This window comes from Neoaquamicrobium microcysteis (genome assembly GCF_008180155.1).
GTDB lineage: Bacteria > Pseudomonadota > Alphaproteobacteria > Rhizobiales > Rhizobiaceae > Aerobium > Aerobium microcysteis.
Window position 1 is genome coordinate 90,912 of record NZ_VSZS01000056.1, and the last position, 12,635, is coordinate 103,546.

The window sequence follows — 12,635 nt, forward strand, 5'->3', positions numbered from 1 at the left end:
GGCGATCAGTCCGTCAGCCCGATCTCGCGCATCTTGGCGTAGACCGACTGGTCGGGTTCTCCGGTTTCCGGCAGCCCGAACAGCGACTGGAACTCCAGTATCGCGGACTTGGTCCTCGAGCCGACCTGGCCGTCGATGTCGATGCCGTCATTACCGAATGCCTTGAGGCCAGCCTGAATGCGCATCACGAGCCCGTTGTCGTGCGAAACGGCCGACGACGTTTCGATCATATCCGTACCGGGCGAACCGGTCGGCAGCGGCGAAGCGCTGCTTGTGGCGCGCGGCTGCGCGCCCAGTTGCGCCAGAAGCTGATCGTCTATGTCGGCCGAAGCGCTCAGCCCTACCATCTTGCGATAGCCTTCGATCGCGCTTCGGGTCTTGGGACCGGTCAGGCCATCGACGTCGCCATCATAGAGGTTCAGTTCGGCCAGAATCCGCTGAACGTCCTCCACCACCGGGTCGCCTCGCGGCGATATCATCGGCGTGGGTGCCGCCGGCAGCGGGGTTGGCGCGGGTGCTGCGATGATCGTCTCGATGCTCGGGCCGGCAGGCGGCGTCTGCTGCGCGCCTTCGGGTTCCCGCTCCAGCCTGATGACCGTCTCGAACTCGCCCGGCATCGCCTCGTCCTGCGCGACCGACGCGGCTGCGGGCGCCGTCAGCGGTCTCGTGGCGAAGAATGCGCCGCCATGGGCGTGCGGCTGATACCAGACCGCGTTGGCTCCGACATAGGAAAACGCGACGGCAAAGGCGGTCAGCCCGCCCAGAACCCGCCGGTGGCGTATCAGGAATGCGCCCACGCCACTTTCATCGTCGAACTCTTCGACCTGCCTGCGCCCTCTAGGCGGTCTTGCGGAGCGCGATGCCATGTCTCTCCCCCTTCTCGCCTCGTGTTTCAAGTTTGGCTACCCGCCCGCCCGTCTCGCCGGATGAAGCTGCCGGCAGGCCGATGGTAACCGTCGTGCCCAGCCCCGGCGCGCTCTCGATGGACATCGAGCCGTGGTGCAGTTCCACCAGCCCCTTCACCAGCGAGAGCCCAAGCCCGGTGCCCTGGAACTGCCGTGTATAGTCGTTCTGCACCTGCATGAAAGGCCTGCCCAGAGTGGCAAGGTCTTCGGCCGAAATGCCGATGCCGGTGTCATTGACGAAGATGCGGATCGTATCGTCCGAACGCACGGCGTTGACGGTGACGTTGCCGCCCTCCGGCGTGAACTTGATGGCGTTGGAGAGCAGGTTGAGCAGGATCTGCTGCACCGCTCTCTGGTCGCCCGCGACTTCGCCCAGTCCCAGAGGCAGCCGCGCCGACAGGTTCACGCCCTTGGCGGTCGCCTGCGGCTCCAGCATCGCGCGGCACATCTCCAGCGCAGGGCCGAGATCGAACGGCTCGACGTTGATCTGGTACGAACCCGCCTCGATCTTGGAAACGTCGAGGATGGCGTTCACGACCGAAAGCAGGTGGTTGCCCGCCTCGCCGATCAGCGTCACGTGCTCCTTCTGCTTGCCCGTCATCTCGCCGGAAATCTCGCGATGCAGCAGCATGTCCGAAAAGCCGATGATCGCGTTGAGCGGCGTGCGCAGCTCGTGGCTCACGGCTGCAAGGAAGCGGCCCTTGGCGATCTCGGTCGCATTGGCCTGCTCCAGCGCGCGCGCCAGTTCGTCGCGCAGCGTCGCAGCCTCCTGCCCGTCGCGGATCAGCGCCACTACCGAACCGTCGGTCGCGGGGCGCACGACCTCGATGTCGAAGGCGCGATAGCCGCCGCCTTCAGCGCCTGGAATGCGCGGCATCCGAAGACGGACCGTGCACCGCGCTGCCGTTCCTTCGTCGCGCGCCTGTGCGACCGCGCACATGAACGCGACGCGGTCCGCCACGTGAACCCGATCGAACAAGCCGGTCGCGAGAAGCAGTTCGGGCTCCAGCCCCATGATGGCGGTGGCCTGCGCCGAAGCGCTTTCAACCTCGCCATGGCGAGCGATACGCACCACCAGCGCGTCGAAGCACGCCTCGGGCAATCCTTCGGCGTTGCGCTCGCGCGCATCCGACACGGCCTCGGTCTGCTGCAGCCAGCGCAGGCCCAGCGTCGCCGCATAGAGCGTCGGGGTAAGCCACAGCCAGTCGAGCGCCCCCGAAGGCGCGCCTTCGAGGAGGAAGCCTCCACCGACGGCTGCGGCAAGGGCGAGGCCACCGGCTTGGAGTGCCGCCTTGCGCGAGCGGCTTATCCAGTAGGTTTCCATCGGCAGTGCGACGAGAAGAATCGCGAGAGGCCCGGCAAGACCGCCTGCGAGCGCCACGAGCGTGCCAGCGAGCAATGCGCCCGCGGCGAGAGCCACCGGCTCCGCCCGGTCGCGTCTTCCGCTCGTACCGACGAGATAAGCCACCAGCCAGCTCGCGCTGAAAACGGCGCACAGCACGGCCAAGCCGGTCGCCGCACCGTAATGCGGCATCACGGTCTGGACGATGGCGGCAGCTGCCACGAATGGCCCCGACAGCAGCGCGGCAAGAAGCCGGCGCTGGCGCTTGCGCTCGCCACCGGTTACCGCCGGATGGACAAGACGCTCGCATCCCGCGGCCATTCCGGTCAGCCAATTGCCCGGTCTGGTTGTCACTGCACTCAACTCAACGCACTCGCACAACGTCCGCTTTGCGGATCGAACTCTTTGAAGCCGACCCTCGCACCCGCGGTTTAAGGAATGAATAAACGACGCCCCGAGACGACCGCCGGCACCCCCCTTTCCACCGGTTTAGGGGGTGCTCCCGGCCAACAATTCTCCCCATGGTAAACAGAGGGTAAGGGCAAAACCGGCACGAAAGCCGTGCACCCCCAGGATCATCATCGACAATCGCGCGTATTTTTGCACAATAATTTCAATTGGTTGAAAGAACGCAACTTCGCCCAAATCCACCTTCATCTTGCGTCGACGTTTAATCGAACCCGAAAAGATAAAATTGGAATCAAATTTGAGGCGAATGCGACTCAGCTCTTCAAGCCGTCCTTTGCGTCCCGTGCGTAGGGTGGCCACATTCGCGGACTTGGGGAAAGTTTGTCCGCAACGGGTATCGAGGGTGTGGAAATGGGTTTCCTGATTAAATCCGCGTTCTGGTTGTCGCTGGTGCTGCTGGTCATCCCGTTCGGCGGAACGGACGAAAATGGCAGCAAGCCCACCATCGGCGCAGTCGAGGCGTTCTTCGCGGCACGCGCCGTCATCGGCGATTTCGCCGGCCTGTGCGAGCGGCGTCCGGACGCATGCGAGGTCGGGCGCTCGGCCATGCACACGATAGGTGTCCGCGCCAGGGAAGGTGCACGCATCGCCTATGGCATGCTCGACGAGCATTTCGGCGAACAGCCGGCCATGCCGCACGAGCCGCTGCACACCGGGTCCGTTCCTGTGCCGTCCGAGCCGGTATCCGCCGCGCAGGAGTGACAGCGCCGCCCGCACGCACTATATGCGGTCCACGATGACCGCAACGCTCGACACCATCCGCGACGACTTCGCCTTCCTGGACGACTGGGAGGAGCGCTACCGCTATGTGATCGAGCTTGGCGGCGACCTCGCGCCCTATCCCGAACACGCGCGCGACGACGCACACAAGGTTCAGGGCTGCGTAAGCCAGGTCTGGCTACAAACCACGCGCGGCGAAGGCGATGACCCGGTCCTGACCTTTCTCGGCGATTCCGACGCCCATATCGTGCGCGGGCTGGTGGCAATCGTTCTTGCCATCTTCTCGGGGCGCAGAGCCTCCGAGATTCTCGCGACCGAGGCGGAAGACACGCTCCGCGCGCTCGGGCTCGACGAGCACCTGACGCCGCAGCGCGCCAACGGCCTGCGGTCCATGGTCCAGCGCATCCGCCGCGAAGCCCAGAACGCGCTGTCCGCACCAGCCGTCTCCTGACCGCGCATCACCGCAGCATCGGGCGGTAGTCCTCCGTTCCCCAGTGAAGAACCGGCCTGTCGCGGTTTCCACCACCCGACGAGGCTGGTTCGTAGTGACGCGCCAGCGCGCCCAGTCCCGACTTCAGCACCACCTTGGCGGAGCGAGCCGGCCACTGCCGCTCGATCTCCACCTGCTCGAGCCCCTTGAGAAAGCAGCATACGTCGATCAGCACGCCCGAGAGTTCTGGCCCGACGGCCTGCACCGCCTTTTCCACGCGCAGCCGCGCGGCCAGCGCCGCGTCTGTAAATTCGGCCACGCCGTTGGCATCGCCCAGTCTTCGTCCGCCCCCGACGCCGCCCCAGTTGATGCCCATTCGCGGCATGAGCCTGCCGCGCGTGTAGTCGCTGCGCAGCCGCTCGCCCGCACGAAACTCACGCGCCTCAAGAAAGCGCGCGCCCGCCCGGGTCCGGCGTCGCCACAGCAGGCCCAGCGGCGATTCGGCATGGTCGATGGTCACTTCGTCCGTGCGTGCGGGCGTCGCGATCACCGCCTCCTCCAGCACCTGATGCTGTGCACGGTAGGGCTCGGCGGCAACCTCCGCCCGCTTCATGGCATTGCGGCCGAGGGTCGTGAGGCTGACGGCGCCGGCCGCCATCTCGATCAATCCGCGGCGCGCCGCATCGACCAGCACGTTTTCCGCCACGCCCACGACCCCGCGCTCACCCGCGTTCAGCAGCAACCTGCCCGCTGCCGCCGCGTCGCGCAGGGTCGCGTCGCCTTTCGCCAAAAACCGTATGACGCGCAAAAGCGCGCGCTCGTTCGCCGCCTTGTCCATCCTGCGAAGTTACTCCTGCCCCTGTCGCCCGAATGCGGCGGTGACCACGCGCTCCACCATCGCGACGATGCCGTCGAACTCCTCGTCGTCTCGCATGTCCTCGATCAGGTGGCACGCATGCAGAACAGTCGTCCGGTCGCGCCCGAAGCCCAGTCCGACGTCGCGCATGCTCATCTCGAGCGCTACATGGGTGACATACATCGCGATCTGCCGCACGCGGCTCACGCCAAGCGTCGAGCGTCCCGGCTCGCGCAGTTCCTTGCCACTGACGTTGAACAAGGCTGCCGCAATGTCGATGACCGCATCGCAGATCACCGGCACGCGCTCGGACGCCGAGAGCTTCGTCAGCGACGGCAGCGCCGCGATCTCGGGGTCTGTGTCGTCCGATAGTGTTTTGCGTTTCAGCGCCGACATCTGCACGTAATCACCCCTCCCGCATTATAGGAATGATTTCTTATATCGGCAGATATTCAGGGTGTGAACAAACCACGAACAAGTTTTGCGAAATCGGCGACTAACCCGCTGGTTCAAATCGGCTTTTTCTCGGATTGCCGGAAATGACGACGGCTTCTGTCCACGCGGTCCGGCCGACGCGGGAATATCGGGGCACTCAGACGAAGGAGATTTCCCCGTGGCCGCTCTCGATGCCGACATACGCGCCTTCACCGACAGGAAGAGACAGGAGCACCGCCAGGCCGGACAGACGGCGGCATTCTTCCTTGCGTGCGGCGTGGATCTGGCCGAAGCGCTCGCATCGACCGGCGAACAGCGCATGCGATTTGCAGCCCGGCTGGAGCGCCTTATCGAGCGGGAGCGTCTGCGCGGCGCGCGCCGCCACTGGAGCTACGATCTCAACCGCCACATCGCGTTAAAACAATCGCTGGACCGGCTCCGCGCGCCCGAGGAACCGGCCCAAGCTTCGACAAACGAAAAGGCGGCCTCGATGAAGCCGCCTTTCAGAAACCTTTGATGGAGGGGAAGCGCTATTTGCGCTTGCGTCCCAGGCCCATCTTCTTTGCAAGCTGCGAACGCGCGGCCGCATAGTTCGGCGCGACCATCGGGTAGCTTGCGTCCAGGCCCCACTTCTCACGGTACTGGTCAGGCGTGAGACCGTAGTGGGTCATCAGGTGGCGCTTGAGCGACTTGAACTTCTTGCCGTCCTCGAGACAGACGATGTAATCGTCGAACACGGACTTCTTCGGGTTGACCGCTGGCTTCTGCTTGTCCGCAGGTGCGATCTCCGGTGCGCCGCCCACGCGCCCAAGGGCGGCATGCACGTCAGCGATCAGGTTTGGCAGTTCCCCGACGGGAACAGGATTGTTGCTGACATAGGCGGCCACAACATCTGCGGTCAGCTCGATCAGCATCTCGTCATTTTTCGAGGAAGTTTCGGTTATATCCATTCTTTTGGCCCCAGTATGGTGATTAGTTGCTAGTTCCAAGGCGCGTAAATCCCTGGAATATAACGCATGGGCGCTTATCTGCCGCACCTTCCGATTCGCGTTATCCCGCATACATGGGCCCGTGACTACAACAAGTCAATGCAACATTAGCCGTAGCCCAAAAATCTACGTGAATAACCAGTATAGACTGGCCGGTTTTTCTTTGTTCGGGCCTAGAATTAAATCGATTGCACAACCGATGATTTAATCGGATCGCAAGTCTCCCGCCGCGTCTCATCGATTGGGCCGTTGTGCGCGGCGCAATGCACGGGTCGATTCGGCACGCTCTTGCGTAATGCCAGCCAACACCGATATTCGCCTCTCGACAAGATAATGACGAGGAATCCGCACAGCATGTCCCGCCTTGGTAAATTTCCGGCCACCACCGCCCCGATCGCCGAGCTCCGTCCGCAGACCGATATGCGCCATGGCATCGAGCGGACCGACGAATATGCCTGGCTCCGTGCCGGAAACTGGCAGGAGATGTTCAAGGATCCGAAGAAACTCGACCCCGCCATAAGGATGCACCTCGAAGCGGAGAACGCCTATCAGGCCGAGCTGATGGCGGACACGTCGGAGCTTCAGAAGACGCTGTTTGCGGAGATGAAGGGGCGCATCAAGGAAGATGATTCCAGCGTGCCGATGAAGGACGGGCCGTTCGCCTACGGCACCTCCTACAAGACCGGCGGGCAACATCCACGCTTCTTCCGCACCGCGCGTGAGGGCGGCGCGGAGTCGATCCTGCTCGACGGCGACAAAGAGGCGGAGGGCTCAGCCTATTTCCGTATCGGCGGCGTCGATCATTCGGGCGATCATGCGCGTCTGCTTTGGGGCTACGACGACAAGGGTTCCGAGTTCTACACACTTCGGGTGCGAGATGTGGCGAGCGGCACCGATATTGCCGATGTCGTTGCCGATACTGGCGGAGGTGGTGTGTGGGACGCGCCGGGCACCGGCTTCTTCTACACACGGCTCGACGAAAACCATCGTCCCTCGCAAATCTTCCATCACCGGATCGGGGACGACGGGTCGGACAGGCTCGTCTACGAAGAGACGGACCCGGGCTTCTTCATGAACGTGGGCGGAACGCGCCTCAACGACTGGATCATGATCTCGATCAGCGATCACGAGACGTCAGAGTACCGGATCATGCCCGCCGACCGGCCGGATGCGGAACCCCTGCTCGTCAAGGCGCGGGAGACCGGTATCCAGTACGACCTTGAGGAGGGCGGCGACATCTTCTTCGTCCTGACCAATTCCGGCGGCGCGAAAGACTTTCGCATCATGACCGCCCCGGTCTCCGATCCGCGCGAGGAAAACTGGACCGAACTCGTCCCGCACGAGCCCGGCCGCCTCATCCTGTCCGCGATGGGCTTTCGCGGCTACCTCGTCCGCCTGGAGCGCAAGGACGGGCTGCCGCGCATCGTCGTGCGCGACCGCGCGAGCGGTGACGAGCACATCGTCGCCTTCGAGGAGGAGGCCTATTCGCTCGGCCTGTCGGGCTCCTACGAATACGACACCGACATCATCCGCTTCACCTACTCGTCGATGACGACGCCGGCGCAGGTCTACGACTACGACATGCGCACGAGGCAGCGCGTGCTTCTGAAGACGCAGGAAGTTCCCTCCGGCCATGATCCGGAGAACTACGTCACCCGCCGCCTCATGGCGCCTGCGGCCGACGGCGAACTCGTGCCGGTGTCCCTGCTCTACCGCAAGGATACGCCGCTCGACGGCAGCGCGCCGTGCCTGCTCTACGGCTACGGCTCCTACGGCATCTCGATCCCGGCCTCCTTCAACACCAACTGTCTGTCGCTGGTGGATCGCGGCTTCGTCTACGCCATCGCACACATACGCGGCGGCAAGGACAAGGGCTACGCCTGGTACGACGACGGCAAGCGCGACAAGAAGGCAAATACCTTCACCGACTTCATCGCGGCGGCGCGCCATCTGGTGGCCGAGGGCCTCACCAGCCACGACCGCATCGTGGCGCAGGGCGGCTCGGCCGGCGGCATGCTGATGGGCGCCGTCGCCAACATGGCGCCGTCCGATTTCGCAGGCATCATAGCCGAGGTGCCGTTCGTCGATGTGCTCAACACGATGCTGGATGCCAGCCTGCCGCTGACGCCGCCGGAGTGGCCCGAATGGGGCAACCCGATCGAGTCGGAGGCCGACTACCGCACCATCGCGTCGTACTCGCCCTACGACAACGTCTCGGCTCAGGCCTATCCGCCCATCCTCGCCGTTGCCGGCCTTACCGACCCGCGCGTCACCTATTGGGAGCCAGCGAAGTGGGTGGCGAGGCTGCGCGCGTGCAAGACGGACGACAACCCGATCCTGTTCCGCATCAACATGGATGCCGGCCATGCCGGCGCGTCAGGCCGCTTTTCGAGGCTGGAGGAAATCGCCTACGGCTACGCCTTCGCGCTGAAGGTCGTCGGCAAGGCCTGAGGCAGGCTCAATAGCCGTTCGGATGACCGGGGATGGCCTTCAGGTAGGCGGCCACCGCCTCGCGGTCCGATTGCGGCAGTTCGGCCATGTTGCGCACCACCGACGCCATGGCTCCACCAACCGAGTCGAAGTCGGGCGTGAAGCCGCTTTCCAGCAGCGCGACGATGTCGGCTTCGCTCCAATCGCCGATGCCGCCTTCGCCCGTCGTGATGTTGGGAACGTTGCCCGTGCCTTCCGCCGCCGCCGCGCCAGCCAGCCATTGCGCGGTATCGGTGCCGCCAATCGCGTTGCGCGGGGTGTGACACTCGCCGCAATGGCCCGGCCCCTCGACCAGATATTGCCCGCGCGCGATCTGGTCGGACGGATTGTCGAGCGCCACGGCCGGCGCTCCATCCAGATAGAGCCGTTTCCACAGCCCCAGGCCCCGCCGCATGTTGAACGGGAAGGCCAGTTCATGGCCCGCCGCGGCGCCCTCGACCTGCGGCAGCGTCGTCATGAAGGCGTGGAGGTCGGCGATATCCGACGGCTCCATGCGCACATATGACGTATAGGGAAACGCCGGATAGTAGTGGCTGCCGTCCGGCGAGACGCCGCGCATCATGGCGTTGGCGAGGTTCTGCGCCGACCATCCCCCTATCCCGTCGCGCGGGTGCTGCGAGATGTTCGGCGCGACGAACGTGCCGAACGGCGTTTCCAGCCGCACCCCGCCCGCGAGCGAAAGCCGGTCATCCCCCGTCGCGCCCGGCGCTGCATGGCAGGAGGCGCAGCCCGATGCCCAGAACACCTGTTCGCCTCGCCCCGCGTCGCCCGGGCCGAGCGCGGCGAGCGCTGCACCGTCGAGCGTCTGCGGCGCGCTGAGGAACCATAACGCCGCACCGCCGGCGATGGCGATGCCCGCGCCGGTCAGCAGCAGCTTGCGGATGATGGACACGGTACGCCGCCCTCAGCAGCTACAGACGGTAACCTTCATGGCAGGTTCCGCAATTCGCCGCCACCGGCCCGAACACGGCGCGATAGGCGTCGATATCCTGCGGCGCGGCCTCGACGGCCGCGGCCGTGTCGGCGGCGAACTTGTCGCTGGCGGCCTGGTAGCCTGCCCGATCCTCCCAGATGCGCGGCGACGACTTCGTATCGCCGCTCTCCGTGCCTGCCGGCCACAGCGCGTCGATGTCGGTCGCCGCCTCGGCGTTGGCGCTCAGCTTCTCCAGCGCGTCCAGAACGGTCGCCGCGTCGAAGGGCTGCTGGCCCTGGGCCACCGGAGCCAGAATGCGCATCAGGGCTCCGCGCTCCTTCATGTTCTCCTTGCGGTCAGCAATGGGATCGGCCGAGGCGCCCGCAACCATGATGCTGAAGGCGACTGTAGCAAGGGCGAATAATTTCATGAAAACACTCCGGATTTGGCAGCGGCTGGCGCGGAACACGCGGCCGCGATCTTGGCTCATTCCTGCCCCTTCGGAAGTCAAAACAGGCGTTGTGCATTTCACGGTTGCGTGATCGGGCCGGTGCCGGTGGCGCACTAAAAGAAAAGCCCCGACCAAGCGGGGCTTTTCGAGAAACGCTGGCGCGCGGGCTTACTTTGCAGCCGCCTCGTACATTTCCAGCACGTAATCCCAGTTGATGAGGCTGTCGACGAACGCCTCGAGATATTTCGGCCGGGCGTTGCGATAGTCGATGTAGTAGGAGTGCTCCCACACATCGACGCCCAGGATCGGCGAGCCGCCATGCACGAGCGGGTTTTCGCCGTTCGGCGTCTTGGTGATCTCGAGCTTGCCGTTCTTCACCGAAAGCCATGCCCAGCCCGAGCCGAACTGCGTCGTGCCGGCGTTGATGAAATCGGCGCGGAACTTGTCGTAGCCGCCAAGGTCGCTGTCGACGGCCTTCTGCAGCGCGCCCGGCAGGCTCTTGCCGCCGCCGCCCTTCTTCATCCACTTCCAGAAATGGATGTGGTTGTAGTGCTGGCCGGCATTGTTGAAGAGGCCCTGATTCTTGCCGTAGGACTGCTTGACGATCTCTTCCAGCGAAAGGCCGTCCATGCCGGCTTCCGCCGCCAGCTTGTTGCCGTTGTCGACATAGGCCTTGTGATGCTTGTCGTGGTGATACTCCAGCGTCTCCTTGGACATGTAGGGCTGCAGCGCCTCGTAATCGTAAGGCAGTTCGGGCAGTTCAAAGGCCATGACAAATTCTCCCTTGCTCAAATCAATGGGTGGATGTTCCAGCTTCTACATAGGCTTCATCCACGACGACGCAACACCGTCGTGCCGGAATGTTTGCCCTCAGGAAGCGGGCTTGGAATGCGCCCATTCCCAGTAGAGTTCACGTGCGCGCTTGGCGACCGGCCCGGGCTGGAGGTCGCGCTGCTCGATGCGGGTGATGGGCACCACCTTGGAATGGTTGCCGGTTGAAAAGATTTCATCGGCCTCGAGGAAGTCGCGCACGCTCAGCGTCTTTTCCGTCACCTTGTGGCCGGCGTCCTTCAGCAGGCCCAGGGTGCGCGACCGCGTGATGCCGGACAGGAAGGTGCCGTTCGGAGCGGGCGTGAACACTTCGCCGTCCTTGACCATGAAGATGTTGGAAGACCCCGTCTCCGCGACGTTGCCGAGCATGTCGAGCACCAGCGCATTGTCGAAGCCGCGCGACTTGGCTTCCAGTATGGCCCGGCCGTTGTTGGGATAGAGGCAGCCCGCCTTGGCGTTGGTCGGCATTGTTTCGAAGGTCGGCCGGCGAAACGGCGAGACCGAGATCGAGAAGCCGGACGGCGCGATCATCGGCGCTTCGTAAAGGCACAGGCAGAACCGCGTGGACGCCGGGTCGGCCGGCACGCCCATGTAGCCGCCATGCTCGGCCCAGTACATCGGCCTTATGTAGACAGCGGTCTTGCCGTCGAATTTCTTCAGCCCTTCCCACGTCAGCGCGACCATTTCGTCGGGGGTGACGGTCGGCTTGAGACCCAGGGAGATGGCGGACGCGTTCACGCGGGCGCAGTGAAGGTCGAGGTCGGGCGCTACCCCCTCGAACCAGCGCGCGCCGTCGAACACGCTGGAGCCGAGCCACATGACATGGCTGCGCGGGCCTACGATCGCGACGTTGCCTTCATGCCAGTCGCCATCGACGAAGGTCCAGGTAATCGTCTGCGCCGGGGTAGACAGGGTCATGACAGGCAATCCTTCCTTTTCTGCGGGGCGCCATCGAAAGGCGTTTGTCCTTTCGCGTCAACCGACAGCGCGCCCCGTTCGTTCGGTCCAGAACGTTGCGGCTGCTTGACCGCAATCGAGCCTTGCGGTCAAGTCGCGCGCGAAAGGTCGCCCTCATGAACCACACCGCCTATGTGTTCGACGCCTACGGCACGCTCTTCGACGTGCATGCGGCCGTGCGCCGTCATGCCGGAGAGATCGGACCCGACGGCCAGGTGCTTTCGGAGATATGGCGCGCCAAGCAGTTGGAGTATTCGTGGGTGCTGACCCTGATGGGCAGCTACCGCGACTTCTGGGAACTCACCGAGCGCGCGCTGGACTTCGCTTTCGCCAGGGTGCCATCGGTCGATCCCGCCCTGCGGCAGAAGCTGCTCGACGCATACTGGAAGCTTGACTGCTTTCCCGAAGTGCCGGGGATGCTTGCGTCGCTGAAGGCATCGGGCGCACGCATTGCGATTCTCTCCAACGGCTCGCCGGCGATGCTCGAGGCGGCGGTTCGGTCGGCTGCGCTCGACAAGGTTGTGGACGAAATCTTCTCGGTCGACGCGGTGAAGCGCTTCAAGACCGACCCGCAGGTCTACGACCTCGTCACGACGGCATGGCGGCTCTATCCGCAGTCGGTCTCGTTTCAGTCGTCGAACAGGTGGGACATCGCAGGCGCCCGGCAATTCGGGTTCCGCACCGTCTGGATCAACCGCTTCTCCCAGCCGGACGAGTATCAGGACCATGCTCCCGACCTCATCCTGCCATCCCTTCAGGGCCTCGTCGCGTAAGGTTGGAGCACTCGCATACCCTACACGACAACGTCATTTGCCGCCTTTGTTGCGGCGCGGCAACACTGCTTCTTC

The 12,635-nt window shown here is 64.3% G+C and carries 14 protein-coding genes; 5 read left to right on the forward strand and 9 right to left on the reverse strand.

Annotated elements, in window-relative coordinates; all coding sequences use genetic code 11:
* Window positions 1–5: 5 nt before the first annotated feature.
* Window positions 6–866: a peptidoglycan-binding domain-containing protein gene (locus tag FY036_RS05230; protein ID WP_148913652.1), complete on the reverse strand. Its 861-nt coding sequence runs from the start codon at window positions 864–866 to the stop codon at window positions 6–8.
* Window positions 838–2,601 (reverse strand): sensor histidine kinase, encoded by a 1,764-nt coding sequence (locus tag FY036_RS05235; RefSeq protein WP_235897533.1) that lies wholly within the window; start codon window positions 2,599–2,601, stop codon window positions 838–840. Before FY036_RS05235 ends, FY036_RS05230 begins: the two co-directional genes overlap by 29 nt.
* Window positions 2,602–3,066: 465 nt before the next feature.
* Here FY036_RS05235 and FY036_RS05240 point away from each other — a divergent pair, with 465 nt between their 5' ends.
* Together FY036_RS05240 and FY036_RS05245 are read left to right on the forward strand one after the other, a co-directional pair.
* Window positions 3,067–3,417, forward strand: a complete 351-nt coding sequence (locus FY036_RS05240) for a DUF5330 domain-containing protein (protein ID WP_148913653.1) — start codon at window positions 3,067–3,069, stop codon at window positions 3,415–3,417.
* Window positions 3,418–3,451: 34 nt separating this feature from the next.
* On the forward strand, window positions 3,452–3,886 hold the full coding sequence (locus FY036_RS05245) for a SufE family protein (RefSeq protein ID WP_148913654.1): 435 nt from the start codon (window positions 3,452–3,454) through the stop codon (window positions 3,884–3,886).
* Between the two features lie 7 nt (window positions 3,887–3,893).
* Here the strand turns inward: FY036_RS05245 and FY036_RS05250 are convergent, their stop codons facing one another.
* On the reverse strand, window positions 3,894–4,703 hold the full coding sequence (locus FY036_RS05250; RefSeq protein WP_148913655.1) for a DUF6456 domain-containing protein: 810 nt from the start codon (window positions 4,701–4,703) through the stop codon (window positions 3,894–3,896).
* A 9-nt stretch (window positions 4,704–4,712) separates the two neighbouring features.
* The gene (locus tag FY036_RS05255; protein ID WP_148913656.1) at window positions 4,713–5,117 is read right to left on the reverse strand and encodes a helix-turn-helix domain-containing protein; all 405 of its coding nucleotides are present in this window, start codon (window positions 5,115–5,117) and stop codon (window positions 4,713–4,715) included.
* 238 nt (window positions 5,118–5,355) lie between these two features.
* On the opposite strand from FY036_RS05255, the gene FY036_RS24110 reads away from it, so the two are divergent.
* A complete protein-coding gene (locus tag FY036_RS24110) occupies window positions 5,356–5,673 on the forward strand; it encodes a cytoplasmic protein (protein ID WP_407941128.1) in 318 nt (105 codons plus the stop codon).
* Between the two features lie 13 nt (window positions 5,674–5,686).
* Here FY036_RS24110 and FY036_RS05265 read toward each other — a convergent pair whose 3' ends face one another.
* Window positions 5,687–6,106, reverse strand: coding sequence for a MucR family transcriptional regulator (locus FY036_RS05265; protein ID WP_148913657.1), 420 nt, complete (start codon window positions 6,104–6,106; stop codon window positions 5,687–5,689).
* A 393-nt stretch (window positions 6,107–6,499) separates the two neighbouring features.
* Between FY036_RS05265 and FY036_RS05270 the strand changes: the two genes are divergently transcribed.
* Window positions 6,500–8,596: a S9 family peptidase gene (locus FY036_RS05270; RefSeq protein WP_148913658.1), complete on the forward strand. Its 2,097-nt coding sequence runs from the start codon at window positions 6,500–6,502 to the stop codon at window positions 8,594–8,596.
* A gap of 7 nt (window positions 8,597–8,603) precedes the next feature.
* Here FY036_RS05270 and FY036_RS05275 read toward each other — a convergent pair whose 3' ends face one another.
* The 4 genes from FY036_RS05275 to FY036_RS05290 form a co-directional block, all read right to left on the reverse strand.
* Entirely contained in the window at window positions 8,604–9,527 is a 924-nt protein-coding gene (locus FY036_RS05275; protein WP_148913659.1) for a c-type cytochrome, read from the reverse strand.
* 19 nt (window positions 9,528–9,546) lie between these two features.
* Window positions 9,547–9,978, reverse strand: coding sequence for a c-type cytochrome (locus FY036_RS05280; protein ID WP_148913660.1), 432 nt, complete (start codon window positions 9,976–9,978; stop codon window positions 9,547–9,549).
* A 189-nt stretch (window positions 9,979–10,167) separates the two neighbouring features.
* Window positions 10,168–10,770 (reverse strand): superoxide dismutase, encoded by a 603-nt coding sequence (locus tag FY036_RS05285; protein WP_148913661.1) that lies wholly within the window; start codon window positions 10,768–10,770, stop codon window positions 10,168–10,170.
* Window positions 10,771–10,869: 99 nt separating this feature from the next.
* Window positions 10,870–11,748 (reverse strand): branched-chain amino acid aminotransferase, encoded by an 879-nt coding sequence (locus tag FY036_RS05290; RefSeq protein WP_148913662.1) that lies wholly within the window; start codon window positions 11,746–11,748, stop codon window positions 10,870–10,872.
* Between the two features lie 155 nt (window positions 11,749–11,903).
* Here FY036_RS05290 and FY036_RS05295 point away from each other — a divergent pair, with 155 nt between their 5' ends.
* A complete protein-coding gene (locus FY036_RS05295; protein ID WP_148913663.1) occupies window positions 11,904–12,560 on the forward strand; it encodes a haloacid dehalogenase type II in 657 nt (218 codons plus the stop codon).
* Window positions 12,561–12,635: the final 75 nt, after the last annotated feature.

Bases quoted from the DNA above. Each gene is read 5' to 3' on its own strand.
- FY036_RS05280 (WP_148913660.1), bottom strand. From the start codon at position 9,978: ATGAAATTATTCGCCCTTGCTACAGTCGCCTTCAGCATCATGGTTGCG.
- FY036_RS05265 (WP_148913657.1), bottom strand. From the start codon at position 6,106: ATGGATATAACCGAAACTTCCTCGAAAAATGACGAGATGCTGATCGAG.
- FY036_RS05250 (WP_148913655.1), bottom strand. From the start codon at position 4,703: ATGGACAAGGCGGCGAACGAGCGCGCGCTTTTGCGCGTCATACGGTTT.
- FY036_RS05285 (WP_148913661.1), bottom strand. From the start codon at position 10,770: ATGGCCTTTGAACTGCCCGAACTGCCTTACGATTACGAGGCGCTGCAG.
- FY036_RS05255 (WP_148913656.1), bottom strand. From the start codon at position 5,117: ATGTCGGCGCTGAAACGCAAAACACTATCGGACGACACAGACCCCGAG.
- FY036_RS05290 (WP_148913662.1), bottom strand. From the start codon at position 11,748: ATGACCCTGTCTACCCCGGCGCAGACGATTACCTGGACCTTCGTCGAT.
- FY036_RS05295 (WP_148913663.1), top strand. From the start codon at position 11,904: ATGAACCACACCGCCTATGTGTTCGACGCCTACGGCACGCTCTTCGAC.
- FY036_RS05240 (WP_148913653.1), top strand. From the start codon at position 3,067: ATGGGTTTCCTGATTAAATCCGCGTTCTGGTTGTCGCTGGTGCTGCTG.
- FY036_RS05270 (WP_148913658.1), top strand. From the start codon at position 6,500: ATGTCCCGCCTTGGTAAATTTCCGGCCACCACCGCCCCGATCGCCGAG.
- FY036_RS05245 (WP_148913654.1), top strand. From the start codon at position 3,452: ATGACCGCAACGCTCGACACCATCCGCGACGACTTCGCCTTCCTGGAC.
- FY036_RS05230 (WP_148913652.1), bottom strand. From the start codon at position 866: ATGGCATCGCGCTCCGCAAGACCGCCTAGAGGGCGCAGGCAGGTCGAA.